Source organism: Kitasatospora sp. NPDC059571 (assembly GCF_042735675.1).
GTDB lineage: Bacteria > Actinomycetota > Actinomycetes > Streptomycetales > Streptomycetaceae > Kitasatospora.
This window is the reverse complement of the sequence record NZ_JBHWBW010000124.1, coordinates 1-18,451: the sequence shown is the minus strand read 5'-3', so window position 1 is coordinate 18,451 and position 18,451 is coordinate 1. Positions and strand designations below refer to the sequence as shown.

Sequence of the window (18,451 nt, the reverse complement as noted above, 5' to 3'; positions counted from 1 at the left end):
GGCCCGGCCTTCCGCCGTAGCGGGGGCAGAGCCCCACCATGTTCCCGGCGGCCTCGACGGCCCAGTAGGTGAGGATCTGCCCGGCACCGGCCCGGCGGATCGAGGTGAGCGTCTCCATGATCATCCGCTCGCGGTCCACCCAGCCGTTGGCGGCCGCGGCCTCGACCATCGCGTACTCGCCGGAGACCTGGTACGCGGAGACCGGCACCGGGGAGGCGTCGGCGATCTGCCGCAGCACGTCCAGGTAGGCCATTGCGGGCTTGACCATCACCAGGTCGGCGCCCTCGGCGATGTCCTGCGCGAGCTCGCGCAGCGCCTCGCGGCCGTTCGCCGGGTCCTGCTGGTAGGTCTTGCGGTCGCCGGTGAGCGAGGAGCCGACCGCCTCCCGGAAGGGCCCGAAGAAGGCGGAGGCGTACTTCGCGGTGTAGGCGAGGATGCCGGTGTCCTGGTGGCCGGCGGCGTCCAGCGCGGCACGGACCACGCCGATCTGACCGTCCATCATGCCGGACGGGCCGACCAGGTGGACGCCGGCGTCGGCCTGCACCACGGCCATCTCGGCGTAGCGCGCCAGGGTGGCGTCGTTGTCGACCGAGCCGTCCGCGGCGAGCACGCCGCAGTGGCCGTGGTCGGTGTACTCGTCCAGGCACAGGTCGGACATCACGACCAGGGCGTCGCCGACCTCGGCGACCACGTCCCGGATGGCCTGCTGCAGGATGCCGTCCGGGTTGGTGCCCTCGCTGCCGACCGCGTCCTGCACCTCGGGGACGCCGAACAGCATGATGCCGCCGAGCCCCGCCTCGGCCGCCTCGACGGCGGCCTTCCGCAGGGTGTCGCGGGTGTGCTGGACGACGCCGGGCATCGAGGTGATCGGCTTCGGCTCGGTGATGCCCTCGCGGACGAAGGCGGGCAGGATCAGTTCGGCCGGGTGCAGGCGGGTCTCGGCGACCAGGCGGCGCATGGCCGGGGTCGAGCGGAGGCGGCGCGGGCGTACGGTCGGGAATTCGGCGGTCAACTGCTTCTCTTTCCGGACGATACGAGACCGCCGGGGAGGCTCATGGGCCTCCCCGGCGGGGTGGGTCAGCGGGCGGCCTTGCGGCGCGATCCCGGGCGGCGCTCGCTCGGCCGGTAGACCGGCTCGCCGGCGGCGACCGCGGTGTCCCGGCGCTTGGCGCCGAAGTCCGCGAGGGCCTGGGCCAGGGCGGCGGCGGACGGCGCGGGCGCCATCACGTCGACCCGCAGGCCGTGCTCCTCGGCGGTCTTGGCGGTCGCCGGGCCGATGCAGGCGATCACGGTGACGTTGTGCGGCTTGCCGGCGATGCCGACGAGGTTGCGCACCGTGGACGACGAGGTGAAGAGCACCGCGTCGAACCCGCCGCCCTTGATCGCCTCGCGGGTCTCGGCCGGCGGCGGCGAGGCGCGCACGGTGCGGTACGCCGTGACGTCGTCCACCTCCCAGCCGAGCTCGACCAGGCCGGCCACCAGCGTCTCGGTGGCGATGTCGGCCCGCGGCAGCAGCACCCGGTCGATCGGGTCGAAGACCGGGTCGTACGGCGGCCAGTCCTCCAGCAGGCCGGCGGCGGACTGCTCGCCGGACGGCACGAGGTCCGGCTTCACGCCGAAGTCGACCAGCGCCTGCGCGGTGGTCTCGCCGACCGCGGCGACCTTGATGCCGGCGAACGCGCGGGCGTCCAGGCCGTACTCCTCGAACTTCTCCCGGACGGCCTTGACGGCGTTGACCGAGGTGAACGCGATCCACTCGTAGCGGCCGGTCACCAGGCCCTTGATGGCGCGCTCCATCTGCTGCGGGGTGCGCGGGGGCTCCACCGCGATGGTCGGCACCTCCTGCGGCACGGCGCCGTAGCCGCGCAGCTGGTCGGAGAGGCCGTGTGCCTGCTCCTTGGTGCGCGGTACGAGGACGTTCCAGCCGAACAGCGGCTTGGTCTCGAACCAGGAGTGCGAGGCCCGGTGGGCGACCTGCTGGCCGACCACGGCTATCACCGAGGTCGCCGGGTCGACCGGCGCCGACACCGGCGAGGGCAGCACCCGGGCGGCCTTCAGGTCCGCGGCGATGGTCGCCAGGGTGGAGGTGAAGGTGCGCTGGCGGGTGGTGGTGCCGGAGAGCGTCGCCGAGAGCGGGGCGTCGGGCTTGCGGCCGTTGGCCACCAGCGCGGTGGCGGTGGCCGGCAGCTGGCCGAGCGTGGTCCGCACGACCAGGGTGGTCTCCGCGGCGCCGAGGTCCACGGAGCCGCCGCCGATCAGCGCGGCCGCGTCCACGAAGCGCACGTCGGCGCCCTGGCTGCCGCGCAGCGGCACGCCCGCGTAGGCCGGCACGCCGACCGACTGGGCGACGCCCGGGATCACCTCGAACGGGATCGCGGCGTCGGCGCAGCAGAGCATCTCCTCGGCGGCGCAGCCGTCCAGGCCCGGGTCGCCGTCGACCGTGCGCACGACGTGCTTGCCGGCGCGGACGGCGTCCGCGACGAGCTTGGCCACGTCGAGGCCGTCCTCCTCCGCCGGGTGGTGGACGAGGACCCCGGCCGGGCAGTGCGTGCGCACGGCGGCGGCGGTGAGGGGGTCGGCGACCAGGACGTCGGCCGAGGCCAGGACGTCGACGGCGCGCAGGGTGAGCAGACCCGGGTCGCCGGGGCCGGCGCCCAGGAAGGTGCAGCGGCCGGCCGGGTGGGCCGGGGCGTCTGACGGGCTGGCGGCGGTGGGGCTCATGCTCCCGCCCTTCGCATCGCTCGGGCCGTGGCTGAGCCAGGCGTCTTTCTCATCGGTTCTCCCCCTGCCGTCGGCCGGGGGTGCCCCCGCGGTGCGCTCGCTCACAGGGCTCGCTCCCCCATCAGGCCGGCCGCGCCCTGGTCGAGCAGCCGGGCGGCGAGCGCGCGGCCCAGGGCCGCGGCCTGCTCCTCGGCGGCCTCGTCCGGGACGAGCGGGCCGGTGGCGGTCGTTCTCAGCAGCGTGGCGCCGTCGACGGTGCCGACCACGCCCTCCAGCCGCAGTTCGGTGCCCTGCCAGGTCGCGAGGGCCGCGACCGGTGCGGAGCAGCCGGCCTCCAGGGCGGCGAGCAGGGCGCGCTCGGCGACCACGGCGGCCCGGGTGGGCGTGTGGTCGAGGGCGGCCAGCTGCGCGGCCAGTGCGGGGTCGACGCACTCGACGGCGAGGGCGCCCTGGCCGGGGGCCGGGACCATCACGTCCGGGTCGAGGTGCTCGGTGATCTCGGCGTGCCGGCCGAGCCGGTTGAGGCCGGCGGCGGCGAGCACGACGGCGTCGAGTTCGCCCTGGGCGACGTAGCCGATCCGGGTGTCCACGTTGCCGCGGATCGGGACGGTCTCCAGGGCGGCGCCGCGGGCCGCGGCCCAGGCGTTGAGCTGGGCCATCCGGCGCGGGGAGCCGGTGCCGACGCGGGCGGTGCGGCCGGCGCCGGCGAGCTTCTCGACCAGTTCGCCCAGGGCGAGGCCCTCCGCGGCGACCAGTGCGTCGCGGACGTCCTCGCGCTCGGGGACGGCGGCCAGCAGCAGGCCCGCCGGGGCGGCGGTGGGGAGGTCCTTGAGGGAGTGCACGGCGAGGTCGATCCGGCCGTCCAGCAGCGCGTCGCGCAGGGCCGAGACGAAGACGCCGGTGCCGCCTATCTGGGCGAGGGCCTCGCGGGAGGTGTCGCCGTAGGTGGTGATCTCGACCAGCTCGACCGGACGGCCGGTGACCCGGGCGACCTCGCGCGCGACCATGCCGGACTGCGCCATGGCGAGGGCGCTGCGGCGGGTGCCGAGGCGCAGCGGGCGTTCCCGGTCGCCCGGAGTGCTGCTCAGTTGACCATTCATTTGGTGATCGTCCAGGTCGTGCCGGTGGGGGGTGGTGGGGTTCATCAGGCCGCTCCGCCGGGGGCGGGGTGGCCGGCCGGCGACGCTGCCGGGGTGCCCGAGACGGCCTGGACGGCCGCCGGGTCCAGATCGAAGAGCTCGCGGAGTGCGTCGGCGTACGAGGCGCCGCCGGGTTCGGCCGCGAGCTGCTTGACCCGCACGGTCGGGGCGTGCAGGAGCTTGTCGACGACGCGGCGCACGGTCTGGCCGACCTCTGCGCGGGTGCGGTCGTCGAGGTCGGGGAGGCGGGACTCGAGCCGGGCGAGCTCACCGAGGACGACGTCGGAGGCCATCGAGCGGAGCGCGACCACGGTGGGGGCGATCCGGGCGGCGCGCTGGGCGGCGCCGAAGGCCGCGACCTCGTCGGAGACGATGCCGGTGACGGCGTCCACGTCGCCGGCGCCGGGGGTGGCCGCGTGCGCGTGGGAGAGGCTCTCCAGGTCGACCAGGAGGGCGCCGGGGACCTCGTGCACGTCGTGGTCGACGTCGCGCGGCATGGCGAGGTCGAGGAAGGCCAGCGGGGTGTCGGCGGCGCGCCGGTCGACGGCGGCGGCGACGTCGCGGGCGCCGATGACGGCGCCGGCCGCGCCGGTGCAGGAGATCACCAGGTCGACGTCGGCGAGCGCCTCCGGGACCTTGGCGAAGTCGACGGTGCGGGCCGCGCCGCCGAGGTTGGCGGCGAGGCGCTCGGCGCGCTCGGCGGTGCGGTTGGCGATCAGCAGGTCGGTGACGCCGGCGCGGACGAGGGTGGCGGCGGCGAGCGAGCTCATCGAGCCGGCGCCGACGACCAGGGCGCGCTTGCCGGCGATGTCGCCGGCCGCGGCGGCGATCTGCTCCAGGCCGAAGGTGACCAGGGACTGGCCGGCCTTGTCGATGCCGGTCTCGCTGTGGGCGCGCTTGCCGACCCGCAGGGCCTGCTGGAAGAGCTCGTTGAGGCCGCGCCCGGCGGTGTGCTCGTCCTGGGCGCGGGCGAGGGCGTCGCGCAGCTGGCCGAGGATCTGGCCCTCGCCGACGACCATGGAGTCCAGGCCGCAGGCGACCGAGAACAGGTGGTGGACGGCGCGGTCCTCGTAGTGGACGTAGAGGTGGGAGGTGAGCTCCTCCAGGTCGACGCCGCTGTGGTGGGCGAGCAGCAGGGAGAGCTCGGCGACGCCGGCGTGGAACTTGTCCACGTCCGCGTAGAGCTCGATCCGGTTGCAGGTGTTGACCAGGGCCGCCTCGGCGACGGCCGAGGAGGCGGCGGCGTCGTGCAGGAGGCGGGTGGGGACCTCGCCGGTGAGGGCGGCGCGCTCCAGGACGCCGACCGGGGCGGTGCGGTGGCTGAGTCCGACGACGAGCAGGCTCATGCCGGCATCACCGCCGAGAGGTCGCCCTCGCCGCCGGCGGTGGGCCGGTCGGACGCGGTCGTCTTGGCGGCGGTGCCTTTGGCCGGTTCGGCCTTGGCGGTGCCGCCGGCGGCGCGGCGCAGCTTGGCGGCGGCGGCGCGGACCGGGCCGGGTGCGCGGTCCAGGACGGAGGAGTCGGTGGAGTCGGGCTCCTCGCCGGCCTTGCGCTGCTCGTGGAAGGCGAGGATCTGGAGCTCTATCGAGAGGTCGACCTTGCGCACGTCGACGCCGTCCGGGACGGTCAGGACGGTGGGTGCGAAGTTGAGGATGCTGGTGACGCCGGCCTCGACGAGGCGGTCGCAGACCTGCTGGGCGGCGCCGGGCGGGGTGGTGATGACGCCGATGGAGACCTGCTGGCTCGCGACGATGGACTCCAGTTCGTCCATGTGCCGCACCGGGAGGCCGGCGGCGGTGGAGCCGACGACGCCGGGGTCGGCGTCGAGCAGGGCGGCGACCCGGAAGCCGCGGGAGGCGAAGCCGCCGTAGTTGGCGAGGGCGTGGCCGAGGTTGCCGATGCCGACGATGACGACCGGCCAGTCCTGGGTGAGACCCAGCTCACGGGAGATCTGGTAGACCAGGTACTCGACGTCGTAGCCGACGCCGCGGGTGCCGTAGGAGCCGAGGTAGGAGAAGTCCTTGCGGAGCTTGGCGGAGTTGACCCCGGCGGCGGCGGCGAGCTCCTCGGAGGAGACGGTGGGCACGGACCGCTCGGAGAGCGCGGTCAGGGCGCGCAGGTAGAGGGGGAGGCGGGCGACGGTCGCCTCCGGGATGCCCCGGGCACGCGAGGGTCGGCGCGCGGCGCCGGTGTCGGGCGCCTGCGAACTGCTCTGGGTGGGTCGGCCGATTGCCACGGTGCTCCCGAGGGTGAAGCTGGGCTTTGGCAGCCAGGCTATGCGTTTGTGAACGTGTGCACAAAGATGGTGTCCGTTTTGTCCCTCCACAGTGATGCGCATCACTCACCGTCCCGGGCGGTCGCGACCGTCGGTATACGGATCGCACCGGGCGCCCGCGGGCCCGGCACGGCCTCCCGGCGCAGCAGCGGGACAGCACCCTCGGGGCCCAGCGAGCGGGCCCGGCCGAGCCGGGGCCAGGGGATCCGGGCGGCCTCGCGCAGCGGCTCGCGCCACTCGGCGCCGCCGGCGGCGTCCGCACGGACGTAGTGGCGCAGCAGGTCGGCGGCGGCCCGGGCGTCGCCCATCGCGGTGTGCGCCGGGTACCGGCCGAGGCCGGCCGCCGCGACGCAGGCGGCGAGGCCGTGCCCGGTGGCCTCCGGCAGCCGGCTGCGGGCCAGCCGCATGGTGCACAGCAGCGGGATCTCCGGCAGCGGCACCCCGATCCGGGCGAACTCGCGCTCCAGGAAGGCCCGGTCGCAGGACACGTGGTGGCCGACCATGACCCGGCCGGCCAGCAGTTCCAGCAGCCGGGGCGCGACCTCGCGGAAGCGCGGGGCGCCGATCACGTCGTCCTGGGAGATCCGGTGCACGTGGGTGGGCCCGACCGGGCCGACCGGGTCGACCAGGGTGCTGAAGGACTCCTCGGTGCGCAGGTCGCCGTCGAGGAGCACGACCGCGACCTCGACCACCCGGTGCCGCCAGGGGCTGCGGCCGGTGGCCTCGATGTCGACGACGGCGTAGCCGCCCATCGGTCACTCCTTCGCCTGCTGGCCCCCTGGCTGACGTGAAACGGACTCGATCGTAAGCCGACAAAATCACCCGCAGACGAGGTGATCTTCATTTTCTCCGCAACGATTTGGGCTACCTCCCCCGCCGATCGGCGGGGGCCGGCGGCCCGGACGGCATCGCCGCAGGCAGGGGGCTCAGGCGCCGAGCGCGGCCCGCAGGCGCCGCTCGTCCACCCGCCAGAAGTCGTGCTGGCGACCGTCGATCAGGGTCACCGGGATCTGCTCGGCGTAGGTGCGGTACAGCTCCTCGTCCTGGGTGATGTCCTTCTCCTCGTAGGCGGCGCCGAGCTCGCCGGTCACCCGGAGCAGGACGGCGCGGGCGTCGTCGCACAGGTGGCAGCCGGGCTTGCCGATCATGGTGACGACCCGGTCGGCGGGCTTCTTGTTCTTGTCGCGTCGCAGCAGGCTCACCGGGCCATTGTGCGCCCCCGGCCGGGGTCACCGGCCCGATGCGGTCCGTTAACTGCGCCTGCACACCGTCGTCACGGGAGCTGCGCCCGGGGCTGGCTATGCTCGGTGCATGGCCGCGCTGCGAAGGCTCCACCAGGCATGGCGTTCCCCGAACGAGCGGACCGCCCTGGCGGGCGAGGCCGCCGCCGACGCGGCCGAGGCCGGCCTGCGGGCCTCGGCGGACCTGCTGGTCCGCGAGGGGTCCGCCGCCGGCGCCCCCGCGCGCCGCCGGGCCGAGCGGCCCCCGCGGGCGGAGCGGCCGGGCCGGCCCAAGGCCCCCGCCGAGGACCACACGCCGACGCCCGACGACGTACAGGCGGCGGCCTTCTTCGACTGCGACAACACGATCCTGCGCGGCGCCGCGATCTTCTACCTCGGCGTCGGCCTGTACCGTCGCCGGTTCTTCTCCCGTCGCGACGTGGCACGGTTCGTCTGGCAGCAGGCGTGGTTCCGGCTGCACGGCTCGGAGGACCCGTCGCACATCGCCGACGCCCAGGACCGCGCGCTCGGCCTGGTCGCCGGGAAGCGGACGGCGGAACTGGAGCAGATCTGCGAGGAGATCTTCGAGGAGGTCATCGCGGAGAAGGTCTGGCCGGGCACCCGGGCGCTGGTGCAGATGCACCTGGACGCCGGGCAGCGGGTCTGGCTGGTCACCGCGGCGCCGCAGGAGATCGCCCGGATCATCGCCCGCCGGCTCGGCATGACCGGGGCGCTGGCCACGGTCGCGGAGACGGTCGACGGCGAGTACACCGGCCGGCTGGTCGGCGGGCTGCTGCACGGCGAGGCCAAGGCGGCCGCGGTGCAGGCGCTGGCCCGCCGCGAGCGGCTCGACCTGGCGCGCTGCGCGGCCTTCAGCGACTCGGCCAACGACATCCCGATGCTCAGCCTGGTCGGCCACCCGTACGTGGTGAACCCGGACGGGGCGCTGCGCCGGCACGCGCGGGCCGAGGGCTGGCGGGTCCGGGACTTCCGCACCGGGCGCAAGGCCGCCCGGATCGGGGTGCCGGCCGCGGTCGGACTGGGCGTCGCCGCGGGTGCGACGGCGTACACGCTCGCCGTCCGGCGCCGCCGCAGGACGGCCTGACCGCAGGTCGCGGGGGTGCGGCCGGGCGTCAGGGCGGTGCACCGCCGGGTCCCCCGCACGAGTGGGAGGGCCTCACCCCGGGGAGGGAACCGCCGCCGCGAAGCGGCTGCCGGGACCGGCCCGGATCCGATCGGAAGCGATCGTTCGCCGACTCGGCAAAGTTGTGGGTTACCGCGCGCCGAGGCTGGGAAAGCACCCGCCCCTCCCGCCAATCGGTCACCTTGTGTCCACGGTCGATCACCCGAAGACGGGCCGGGCGGGCCGTCAGTGATCAGGACCGGATGAATATACGCGCCATCCGGATCTCAAACGACCACTTCCACCACAGGGTGTAGCCGTCATTGCACAAAGCGTTATTCTCTCCTGGATGCACGGCACTGCGCGTCCCCCGCCCCGGGGGTCGGCGGGCGTGCGCTCCGCACTGGCGGAGGTGACCCGTCCACAGTTCTGCCTCTGGGAGTCCCGTGTACCCACCCGTCCGGAACGACGCGCCCGCCACCTCCCGCCCGTCGACCGCCACCCTGCGCCCCGGTGTGCGGCTGGACCGCCTGTGGGCCGCGATCCGCGAGTTCCAGCTGGTCCTCCCGCAGCCCGTGCCGGCCGTCGCCGGCGGGGCCGCGCTGCCCGCCCCCCGCCCCGCCCTGCCGGGCGCCCTGCTGCGCTCGACGGCCGCCGGAGGCGCCGCCGGCACCACCGGCACGACGGGCACGGCCGGCCCGCGCGGCCGCGCCACCACGGTCGGCCCGCCCGCCCGCAGCCGCGCCCGGTCGGGCCAGGGCAGCGGGACGGAGACCGAGCACAACCCGGTCATGGAGCTGGTCGAGCGCGCCCAGGCCGGCGAGAGCGAGGCCTTCGGCCGGCTCTACGACCACTACGCCGACACCGTCTACCGGTACATCTACTACCGGGTCGGCAGCCGGGCCACGGCGGAGGACCTCACCAGCGAGACCTTCCTGCGGGCGCTGCGCCGGATCGGCACCTTCACGTGGCAGGGCCGGGACTTCGGCGCCTGGCTGGTGACCATCGCGCGCAACCTGGTGGCCGACCACTTCAAGTCCAGCCGGTTCCGGCTGGAGGTCACCACCGGCGAGATGCTCGACCCCAACGAGTGCGAGCGCAGCCCCGAGGAGTCGGTGCTGGAGTCGCTCGCCAACGCCGCGCTGCGGGACGCCGTGCGGCGGCTCAACCCGCAGCAGCAGGAGTGCGTCAACCTGCGCTTCCTGCAGGGGCTCTCGGTGGCCGAGACGGCGCGGATCATGGGCAAGAACGAGGGTGCGATCAAGACCCTCCAGTACCGCGCCGTGCGCACGCTCGCCCGCCTGCTGCCCCCGGACGCCCGGTGACCCGGAGCGGCGACGGGCCGATAGACGGCAGACCGTCACCGACCCCCGTCCGGCGACACGGCCGGGTGAATGGGCGGTCACATGATCAGCCGTGCGTAACCCACTCCCGACACCGCTCGTTGGCCAGGCTGGAAACACCCGTCGGGCCCGGGGTCAAGAGGGATCCGGATGCGTCACCCGATGGTGTGGTTTCGGCCCGCCGAGACAACCATCCGGCAGGCCACGGTGTCGACAACGACGAAGGGAGGTGTGGCCCGTGACGGCAAACGTGCTGGAGCACCGGCGGGCGAAGGCCTTCGCCGAGGCGCTGGAGGCCCACCAGACGGAGAACGGACCCGGCGGCGGCGATCTGGGCGGCGCCCACCGCGCCGGCTCCACCGCGATGGCGGAGCTGCTGAGCCTGACCGATGCGCTCGACGGGCTCCCCAGGCCGCAGCTGGCCGCGGAGACCAGGGCCGTGCAGCGTGCCCAGCTGATGGCCGCCTTCGAGCAGGCCTTCGCGGCCGGCGGCGGCACGGCGGCCCCGGCCCGGCAGCGCCGGCACCGGGCGGCCCGCGGCCGCTGGGGCCGCCGGCTGGCCATCGGCGGCCTGGTGGCCGGCGTGGCGGTCGGCAGCTTCGCCGGCGCCGCCGCGGCCAGCGGGGACGCCCTGCCGGGCGATGCGCTGTACGGCATGAAGCGCGGCCTGGAGGGACTCCGGCTGGACTGGGCGGGCTCCGACTCGGAGCGCGGCGCGCTGCTGCTCCAGCAGGCGTCCACCCGCCTCGACGAGGCGCAGGTCCTGCTCCAGCGCTCCGGCGACGCGGGCCCGCTCAGCCCCGACACCGTGGACCAGGTGCGGCGCGCGCTGGACGACATGCACGCCGAGGCCGTCCGCGGCCGCGACCTGCTCCGTGCGGTGTACCGCAGCAACGGCTCGCTGGCTCCGATGCGGCAGCTGGCCGGCTTCGCCGAGGGCCAGGACCAGCGCTGGGCCAAGCTGCACAGTCGGCTGCCCGGCCAGCTCAGCACCCAGGCCGACCGGGTCGACGCCCTGTTCGACGACATAAGCGAGGACGTCGCGCCCCTCCACCTGGACCAGCCCAAGGGCGGCCAGAACGGGTCGGGGGCGGTCGGCGGCCAGGGCGGCGACGGCACCGGTCAGGGCCAGGCGCCGGGCGGCGCGAGCGCGCCGACCTCGCACGGCACCGGCGGTGCCACCGGCGGCGGCGCCCCGAGCGGTGCGCCCAACGGCGTCGGCGGGCTGGTGGACGGGCTGACCACCGGGCTCGGCGCCGGCCAGGGCTCCCCTGCGCCGGGCGACGGCAGCACCGGTTCGGGCGCCTCCCCCGCGCCCTCCGGTTCGGCCACGCCGGCGCCGGGCGGCCAGGGCATCACCATCCCGCCGCTGATCCCCGGGCTGCTCCCGGGCCTCACCCTCGGCGGCTGACGGCCGGGTACGGAGCGCGCGTCCGAGGCGGGCGCGCGCTCCGTCACTGCCTGGGTCTCAGAAGAACACCGACCGCCGCTGCACCAGCAGCTTGTAGAGCGTGTGCTGGATGGTCTCCCGGACCTGGTCGGCCAGGTTGAAGACCAGCATCGGGTCGTCCGCGGCCTCCCGCGGGTACCCGTCGGTGGGGATCGGCTCGCCGAACTGGATGGTCCACTTGGTCGGCAGCGGAACGGCGCCGAGCGGCCCCAGCCACGGGAAGGTCGGGGTGAGCGGCACGTACGGCAGGCCGAGCAGCCGGGCCAGCGTCCGGGCGTTGCCGATCATCGGGTACGTCTCCTCGGCGCCGACGATCGAGCAGGGCACGATCGGCACGCCCGCGCGCAGCGCGGAGGCGACGAAGCCGCCCCGGCCGAACCGCTGGAGCTTGTAGCGCTCGGAGAACGGCTTGCCGATGCCCTTGAAGCCCTCCGGCCAGACGCCGACCACCTCGCCGCGTTCCAGCAGCGCCTGGGCGTCCTCGTTGCAGGCCAGGGTGTGCCCGGCCTTGCGGGCCAGCTCGCCCGCGACCGGCAGCACGAAGACCAGGTCGGCGGCGAGCATCCGCAGGTGCCGGTGGTGCGGGTGGTGGTCGTGGATGGCGACCTGGGTCATCAGCGCGTCGAGCGGGATGGTGCCCGAGTGGTTGGCGACGATCAGCGCGCCGCCCTCCGCGGGGATGTTCTCGGCGCCGCGGACCTCGATCCGGAAGTACTTCTCGGCCAGCGGCCGGAGCAGCGCGAGGAAGACCTCCTCGGTGAGCTCGCGGTCGAAGCCGAACTCGTCGACCTCGTAGTCGCCGGTGATCCGGCGGCGCAGGAAGGCCAGCCCGTTCGCCGCGCGGTCCTCCCAGCCCTTGCCGAGGACCTTGGTCGCGGTCGCGCCGAGCGGCCCGGCGAGTGCGCCGCCGACGGCCTCGGCCAGCCGGTCGGCGACACCCGGGCGGGCCCCGGGGTGCCAGCTCGGTGCGGACTCGATCGGGATGACCTTGGCCTCGGGCGGTTCGGTCTTGCGGGCTGCGGTCATCGCGGCATCGGCTCCTCGGGGTGGCGGCCGCCGTCGGTGCCGAGCAGGCCGGTCAGCCGGTCGGTGACGGCGGTGAGGCGTTCGGGGGGCAGCAGGCCGGCGCGCTGGGCGGCGGCGAAGTCGGCGAAGGCCTCGGACGTGGTGTACCGGGGCCGGTAGCCGAAGGTCTCGTGCAGCTGGGTGGTGTCCACCACCCGGCCGTGGGTGAGCAGCTGGAGCTGCTCGGGCGAGAGGTCGGCGAGCCGGGTCTGCCGGACGAGGCCGGCGACCAGGCCGAGCGCCGGGCGCAGCAGCGGCACGGTGGGCCGGCCGAGCCGGCGGGCGCACTGCGAGAGCAGCAGGACGCCGTCGCCGGCCACGTTGAAGGTGCCGGTGTTGGTGGTGCCCCGGCGGGCCTCCAGCGCGGCCAGGCGCAGGACCTCGATGGTGTCGTCCTCGTGGACGAACTGCAGCCGCGGGTCGTGGCCGAGCACGGTCGGCAGCACCGGCAGCGCGAAGTACGAGCAGAGCGGGGTGTCGCCGGCCGGGCCGACGATGTTGGCGAAGCGCAGCACCGAGACGGCGACGTCGGGGCGCCGGCGGGCGAAGCCGCGGACGTACCCCTCGACCTCGGCGGCGTCCCGGGCGAAACCGCCGGGCGGCAGCTGCTTGGGCTGCATCCGCTCGCCGAAGACCGCGGGGTCGCGGGGGGCGGAGCCGTACACGCCGGTGGTGGACTTCACGACCAGGCGGCGCAGGCCGGCGGCCTTCTGGCAGGCGCCGAGCAGCTGCATCGTGCCGATGACGTTGGTCTCCTTGACCACGGCGCGGCCGCCGGAGCCCATCGCGGAGACGCTGAGGTGCACGACGGTGTCGATGCCGTGGTCGGCGATGATCCGGGCGACGGCCGGGCGGCGCAGGTCGACCTGGGCGAACCGGACGCCGGGCGGCAGGTCGTCGCGCGGGGGGCGGACGTCGACGCCGACCACCCGTTCGACGTCGGGGTGGCGGGCGATCTCCGCGGCGAAGCGGGCACCGAGATGCCGTGCCACGCCGGTGACGAGCACGACCTTGCCCACGCTGCTGCGTCCTCCTCGGTGTTGCCTGGGTGCACCGTACCGTGCGGATGTTCCGCCGCAGTAAAGGCGCCGCCGCCGCGCGGCGTGAAGACGCCACTGCCCGCCCGGGCTGGTCGCCCGGGCGGGCAGTGCGGACACCTGGTGCGCGCGCGAGGCGGCCTTGGGTGTGGCGGCAGGCCCCCCGCGTGAGCGGGTTCGGCCGCGGTTACTTCTTGTTGCGACGCTGCACGCGAGTGCGCTTCAGAAGCTTGCGGTGCTTCTTCTTGGCCATACGCTTGCGACGCTTCTTGATGACAGAGCCCACGGAACTACCCTCGCTCACTCGGACCCTCGTCCATGGGAGACGGGAGTCCATACGACTGACGGAGGGCCTAGCCTACCGTCCGCTCCGGGTAAGCCGTAATCCTCCCTGCCCGTGTCCGGCCTACGCGCTCTCCAGATGCACGTAGGACTCCTTCAGGTAGTCGTGCACGGCCTGCTCGGGCACGCGGAACGAGCGGCCGACCCGGATGGCCGGCAGTTCGCCGCTGTGCACCAGCCGGTACACCGTCATCTTGGACACCCTCATGACCGAGGCCACCTCGGCCACGGTCAGGAAGACGACCTCCTGCAGGGGGCGTTCGCCGGAACTCATGACCATCACCCGACCCTTACCCGTGTGCAAGGCACCGGCTTCCCCTCCGGTGACTCCACCGGCACACGTGTATCCCCAGAGTAGTTATGGGTGGTACCAGTGGGAAGAGGGGGATGCCCAGTCCTTCTACGGTGAGCCATCCCCCCGTTGCAGTAGGTAGCCGGTCGGCGGTCTGGCGCAGGCGGAACGGGCTTCGGGTGACAGGCGGGGCGCATCGGGGCACGGAGGGCGCACGGCCGGCCCGGCGGGCGCGCCGCTCAGGGCAGCAGGCCGTGGTGCGGCAGGACGGCCCGGCGGGCGGCGAGGACGGCCTGGTCGAGGCGGTCCGCCGGGTCGTACCCGCCGTCGTGGAAGTCCCGCCAGTCGGCGCGGGCGCCGTCGGTCATCCGCAGCGGGGCCGACTGCCGGGTGCGGCGGTAGACCTCCGCCCGCCACTCCTCGGGGGTCTCGGCGGCCGGGTCGAGCGGCCGGCCGGCGGCGGTGGCCACCAGGTGGGTCCAGGTCCGCGGGACGACGTCGGCCACCGCGTACCCGCCGCCGCCGAGGGCGACCCAGCGGCCGCCGGCGGTCTCGTGGGCGAGCCGGTGCAGCGACTCGGCGACCGTCCGCTGGGCGTCCAGGCTGACCGCCAGGTGCGCCAGCGGGTCCTCGACGTGGGTGTCCGCGCCGTGCTGGGTGACCAGCACCTGCGGGCGGAAGGCGGCCAGCAGCTCGGGCACCAGGGCGTGGAAGGCGCGCAGCCAGCCGCTGTCGCCGGTGCCGGCCGGCAGCGGCAGGTTGGCGGCGCTGCCGGGGGCGTCCGGGCCGCCGGTCTCGGTGGCCCAGCCGGTCTGCGGGAAGAGCGTGGCCGGGTTCTCGTGCAGGGAGACGGTGAGCACCCGCGGGTCGTTCCAGAAGGCCTGCTGGACCCCGTCGCCGTGGTGCACGTCGACATCGACGTAGGCGACCCGCTCGGCGCCGAGCTCCAGCAGCCGGGCGATGGCCAGCGCGGGGTCGTTGTAGATGCAGAAGCCGGAGGCCCGGTCGGGCATCGCGTGGTGCAGACCGCCGGCGAAGTTCACCGCGTGCGGGCTCTCGCCGCGCCAGACCGCCTCGGCGGCGGCGACGGACTGCCCGGCGATCAGCGCGGAGGCGGTGTGCAGCGCGGGGAAGGCCCAGTTGTCGTCGGTGCCCAGTCCGTGCCGCTGATCGCTGCGGGCGGGGTCGGCGGCGACCGCGCGGACGGCGGCGATGTATTCGGCGGTGTGCACCAGCCGCAGCGTGGAGTCCCCGGCGGGCGGTGCGGCGCGCTCCGTCACCCCGGGGCCGCGGCTGAGCCCGTACGCGTCGACCAGGTGCTTCGTGAGCGCCAGCCGGGTCGGGTCCATCGGGTGGCCGGGCCCGAAGTCGTAGGCGGTGACCGCGTCGTCCCAGAAGAGGTGCAGGCCGCAGGGGGTGTCATGCTCGGCGTCGGGCATGGCTCCACCGTAGTGGGTGGGGTCGGCGGCACCGCCGTGCGGGCCCGGCGACGGATCAGGGCACCGGCGCGGGGGCGGGGGCGGCCTTGGCCGGGGTGGGCGCGAAATGGGCGCCGAGCGGCACGATCACCAGGACCAGCAGCATCGGGGCCAGCAGCGCCGCCCGGTACGAGCCGGCGTCCCCGATCGCGCCGACCAGCGGGGAGCCGATCAGGAAGCCGACGTAGTTGAACAGGTTGAGCCGGGCGACGGCGGCGTCGGAGTCGGCCGGGAAGAGCCGCCCGCCGGCCGCGAACACCTGCGGGATGATCGCGCAGATGCCGAGGCCGAGCACCGTGAAGCCGGCGATCGCGGCCCACGGGGCGGGTGCCAGCGCGGCGATCGCGAAGCCGAGCGCGGCGGTCGCGGCGCCGGCCCGGACGACCCGGACGGCGCCCCAGCGCTGCACCCCGCGGTCGCCCAGGGCCCGCCCGAGCAGCATCGCCAGCATGTAGCCGAGGTAGGAGAGCTTGGCGACGTCGTCGGGGCTGTGCAGGGTGTCGGTGAGGTACTTGACGCTGTAGTTGGAGACCGAGGCGTCGGCGATGTAGGCCACCGCCATCGCCAGGCACAGCGGCAGCAGCGGCCGCCACGGGATGGCCCGGCCGGCCGCCTCGGCGGCCTCGCGGACGGCGTCGCCGAGTTCGGCGCGGCCGGCGAAGCGCGTCCCGGCGAGCAGGGCGAGCGGGATCAGCACCGCGGCCGAGCCGCCGAACAGGGTGGCGAGCGGGGTGCCGCCGTGCGCGCCGAGGCCGGCGACGGCCGCGCCGACGATCCCGCCGAGGCTGAACGCGGCGTGGAAGCCGAGCATGATGCTCCGCCCGTAGCGGTGCTGCAGGCCCACGCCGAGCATGTTCATCGAGGCGTCGAGAGCGCCGACCAGCAGGCCGAACGCGGCCAGCGCCAGGGCGAGCTGCCAGAGCGTGCCGCCGAGTCCGACACCGGCCAGGGCCAGGCAGACGGCCGGCTGGACGACCCGCAGCACCGCCTTGGCGCTGGTGCGCCGCACCAGCTGCTCGGAGGCGATCGAGCCGACGCCGGCGAGGATCGGCACCGCGGCCAGGAAGACCGGCAGCATGCCGTCGCCGAGGCCGTACTGCCGCTGGATCTCCGGGATGCAGGTCACCAGCAGGGCGAAGGTGGTGCCCTGCAGCAGGAAGCTGACGGCGAGGGCCGCGCGGGCCTGCCGGAGCCGCGCCGTGGGTTCTGCCTGCATCGGACCCCCGCTACTCGCCGGTATCTGTGTGTGGGCGTGAGCGTAGGTCCTGCGCGCGGTTTCCGGGAGGGGTGCGCCCGGATCGGCTGTCCGGGTCTCAGGACCCGAGCAGCGCCGGTACCTCGGAGAGGTCGGTGAACAGCCCGGTGGCGCCGGCGGCGGTCAGCTTGGCGGGGTCGGTGAGCGCGGCGTGCCCGTACACGTCCATGCCGGCCGCGCGGGCGGCGAGCACCCCGTTGGGGCTGTCCTCCAGGACCAGGCAGCGCTCGGGCGCCACGCCCATGGTGCGGGCCGCGTGCAGGAAGAGGTCGGGGGCGGGCTTGCCGACGCCGACGTCCTGGGCGCTGAAGATCAGCTCCTCGGCGACGTGCCCGCGCAGGCCGGTGAGGTCGAGCGCGGTGCGGATCCAGGAGTGGTGCGCCGAGGACGCCAGGCAGTACCGGACGCCCTGCTGCTGGAGGGCCTTCAGCAGCTGCTCGGCGCCGCGGACGGGGGTCAGCTCGGCCTCGAAGGCGGCGAACACCCGGGCGTGGAACAGGTCGTCGAAGCCCTCGGGCAGCCGCGCCCCGTGCCGGGCGAGGATCACGTCGTGGACGTGGTGCGCGGCGGTGCCCATGTAGTCCCGGTAGGAGTCCTCGACCGTGGTCGGGAAGCCGAGCTCGGTGAGGTACGCGGCGAGCACCCGGTTGGAGATGGGCTCGCTGTCCACGAGCACGCCGTCGTTGTCGAAGATCACCAGGTCGTACGTCACCGGGCGAGCCTACTTGCTGCCGCCGCCGGCGAGTTCGCGGGAACGGTCGCGGGCCGCCTCCAGGGCGCCGAGCAGGGCGGCCCGGACGCCGTGGTTCTCCAGCTCGCGGATGGCGGCGATGGTGGTGCCGGCCGGGGAGGTGACGGCCTCGCGCAGCTTCACCGGGTGCTCGCCGGAGTCGCGCAGCATCACCGAGGCGCCGATCGCGGACTGCACGATCAGGTCGTGGGCGACGCTGCGGGGCAGGCCGAGCAGGATGCCGGCGTCGGTCATCGCCTCGACCAGGAAGTAGAAGTACGCGGGGCCGGAGCCGGAGAGCGCGGTCGCCGCGTCCTGCTGGCTCTCCGGCAGCCGGATCGCCTTGCCGACCGAGCGGAAGATCTCCTCGGTGCGCTCCAGGTGGGCCTCGGCGGCGTGCGAGCCGCCGGAGATGACGCTCATGCCCTCGTCCACCAGCACCGGGGTGTTGGGCATGACGCGGACGACCGGGGTGCCGGCCGCCAGCCGCTCCTCGAACCAGCCGGTCGGGATGCCGGCCGCGGCCGAGATCACCAGCCGGTCGGCGGCGACGTGCGGGGCCAGCTCGTCGAGCAGGGTGCCCATGTCCTGCGGCTTGACCGCGAGGATCAGGGTGTCGGCGAGCTTGGCGGCATCGGCGTTGGAGACGGCGGTGACGCCGTAGCGCTCGGCGAGCTGCGCGGCGCGCTCCGGGCGGCGGGCGGTGACCAGGACGTCCGCCGGGTCCGTGCCGGCCCGCAGCAGGCCCGAGAGCAGGGCCTCGCCGATCTTGCCGGTGCCGAGGAAGGCGATCTTCTGTCCGGATGCGCTGCTGGCCATGAGCCGCTCCTTCGTACGGTGCTGCGGCCATCCTTCCACCGTCGGCGCGCGGCGGGGGGAGCCGTCCGAACGGTGGGCAGTGCGGCCCGCCGCCACCCGGCGGCCGGGCCGCTCGTACGGTCGGCTCTCCCCCACCTCGCACCGGGCGTGCGCGTGGCCGAC

Annotated in this window: 18 protein-coding genes; 3 read left to right on the top strand and 15 right to left on the bottom strand. The window is 74.9% G+C overall.

Annotated features, from left to right (window positions below):
• The 7 genes from hemB to ACFV0G_RS16570 all read right to left on the bottom strand — a co-directional run.
• Positions 1-958 (bottom strand): porphobilinogen synthase (gene hemB, locus ACFV0G_RS16600; RefSeq protein WP_380547275.1); only part of this gene is annotated, 958 nt, incomplete at its 3' end.
• A 119-nt stretch (positions 959-1,077) separates the two neighbouring features.
• Entirely contained in the window at positions 1,078-2,721 is a 1,644-nt protein-coding gene (locus tag ACFV0G_RS16595) for a uroporphyrinogen-III synthase (RefSeq protein WP_380547273.1), read from the bottom strand.
• Between the two features lie 101 nt (positions 2,722-2,822).
• Complete coding sequence (hemC, locus tag ACFV0G_RS16590; protein ID WP_380547271.1) at positions 2,823-3,821, bottom strand: hydroxymethylbilane synthase; 999 nt, start codon at positions 3,819-3,821, stop codon at positions 2,823-2,825.
• Positions 3,822-3,865: 44 nt separating this feature from the next.
• Positions 3,866-5,206, bottom strand: coding sequence for a glutamyl-tRNA reductase (locus tag ACFV0G_RS16585; RefSeq protein ID WP_380547269.1), 1,341 nt, complete (start codon positions 5,204-5,206; stop codon positions 3,866-3,868).
• Positions 5,203-6,096, bottom strand: coding sequence for a redox-sensing transcriptional repressor Rex (locus tag ACFV0G_RS16580; RefSeq protein ID WP_380547267.1), 894 nt, complete (start codon positions 6,094-6,096; stop codon positions 5,203-5,205). Before ACFV0G_RS16580 ends, ACFV0G_RS16585 begins: the two co-directional genes overlap by 4 nt.
• A 101-nt stretch (positions 6,097-6,197) precedes the next feature.
• Positions 6,198-6,887 (bottom strand): exonuclease domain-containing protein, encoded by a 690-nt coding sequence (locus ACFV0G_RS16575; protein ID WP_380547265.1) that lies wholly within the window; start codon positions 6,885-6,887, stop codon positions 6,198-6,200.
• Positions 6,888-7,061: 174 nt separating this feature from the next.
• On the bottom strand, positions 7,062-7,337 hold the full coding sequence (locus ACFV0G_RS16570; protein ID WP_380547263.1) for a glutaredoxin family protein: 276 nt from the start codon (positions 7,335-7,337) through the stop codon (positions 7,062-7,064).
• Positions 7,338-7,446: 109 nt separating this feature from the next.
• Here ACFV0G_RS16570 and ACFV0G_RS16565 point away from each other — a divergent pair, with 109 nt between their 5' ends.
• The 3 genes from ACFV0G_RS16565 to ACFV0G_RS16555 all read left to right on the top strand — a co-directional run bounded on the left by ACFV0G_RS16565 (position 7,447) and on the right by ACFV0G_RS16555 (position 11,232).
• Positions 7,447-8,460: an HAD family hydrolase gene (locus ACFV0G_RS16565; protein WP_380547261.1), complete on the top strand. Its 1,014-nt coding sequence runs from the start codon at positions 7,447-7,449 to the stop codon at positions 8,458-8,460.
• A gap of 464 nt (positions 8,461-8,924) precedes the next feature.
• On the top strand, positions 8,925-9,803 hold the full coding sequence (locus ACFV0G_RS16560; protein WP_380547259.1) for an ECF subfamily RNA polymerase sigma factor, BldN family: 879 nt from the start codon (positions 8,925-8,927) through the stop codon (positions 9,801-9,803).
• 256 nt (positions 9,804-10,059) lie between these two features.
• Positions 10,060-11,232 (top strand): DUF5667 domain-containing protein, encoded by a 1,173-nt coding sequence (locus ACFV0G_RS16555; RefSeq protein ID WP_380547257.1) that lies wholly within the window; start codon positions 10,060-10,062, stop codon positions 11,230-11,232.
• A 57-nt stretch (positions 11,233-11,289) separates the two neighbouring features.
• Here ACFV0G_RS16555 and ACFV0G_RS16550 read toward each other — a convergent pair whose 3' ends face one another.
• From ACFV0G_RS16550 to proC, 8 genes are all read right to left on the bottom strand, one after another.
• Positions 11,290-12,297: a lysophospholipid acyltransferase family protein gene (locus tag ACFV0G_RS16550; protein ID WP_380547255.1), complete on the bottom strand. Its 1,008-nt coding sequence runs from the start codon at positions 12,295-12,297 to the stop codon at positions 11,290-11,292.
• Positions 12,294-13,355 (bottom strand): NAD-dependent epimerase/dehydratase family protein, encoded by a 1,062-nt coding sequence (locus ACFV0G_RS16545; RefSeq protein WP_380547253.1) that lies wholly within the window; start codon positions 13,353-13,355, stop codon positions 12,294-12,296. The genes ACFV0G_RS16550 and ACFV0G_RS16545 overlap by 4 nt, the downstream gene beginning before the upstream one ends.
• A 205-nt stretch (positions 13,356-13,560) precedes the next feature.
• On the bottom strand, positions 13,561-13,659 hold the full coding sequence (locus ACFV0G_RS16540; protein ID WP_003948845.1) for a 30S ribosomal protein bS22: 99 nt from the start codon (positions 13,657-13,659) through the stop codon (positions 13,561-13,563).
• Positions 13,660-13,779: 120 nt separating this feature from the next.
• Entirely contained in the window at positions 13,780-13,989 is a 210-nt protein-coding gene (locus ACFV0G_RS16535) for a helix-turn-helix domain-containing protein (RefSeq protein ID WP_380547251.1), read from the bottom strand.
• Positions 13,990-14,246: 257 nt separating this feature from the next.
• Positions 14,247-15,446 (bottom strand): acetoin utilization protein AcuC, encoded by a 1,200-nt coding sequence (locus ACFV0G_RS16530; RefSeq protein WP_380547249.1) that lies wholly within the window; start codon positions 15,444-15,446, stop codon positions 14,247-14,249.
• Positions 15,447-15,501: 55 nt separating this feature from the next.
• Positions 15,502-16,701, bottom strand: coding sequence for an MFS transporter (locus ACFV0G_RS16525; protein WP_380547247.1), 1,200 nt, complete (start codon positions 16,699-16,701; stop codon positions 15,502-15,504).
• 97 nt (positions 16,702-16,798) lie between these two features.
• A complete protein-coding gene (locus tag ACFV0G_RS16520) occupies positions 16,799-17,452 on the bottom strand; it encodes an HAD family hydrolase (RefSeq protein WP_380547245.1) in 654 nt (217 codons plus the stop codon).
• Between the two features lie 9 nt (positions 17,453-17,461).
• Positions 17,462-18,289, bottom strand: a complete 828-nt coding sequence (gene proC / locus ACFV0G_RS16515) for a pyrroline-5-carboxylate reductase (protein ID WP_380547243.1) — start codon at positions 18,287-18,289, stop codon at positions 17,462-17,464.
• Positions 18,290-18,451 lie beyond the last annotated feature (162 nt).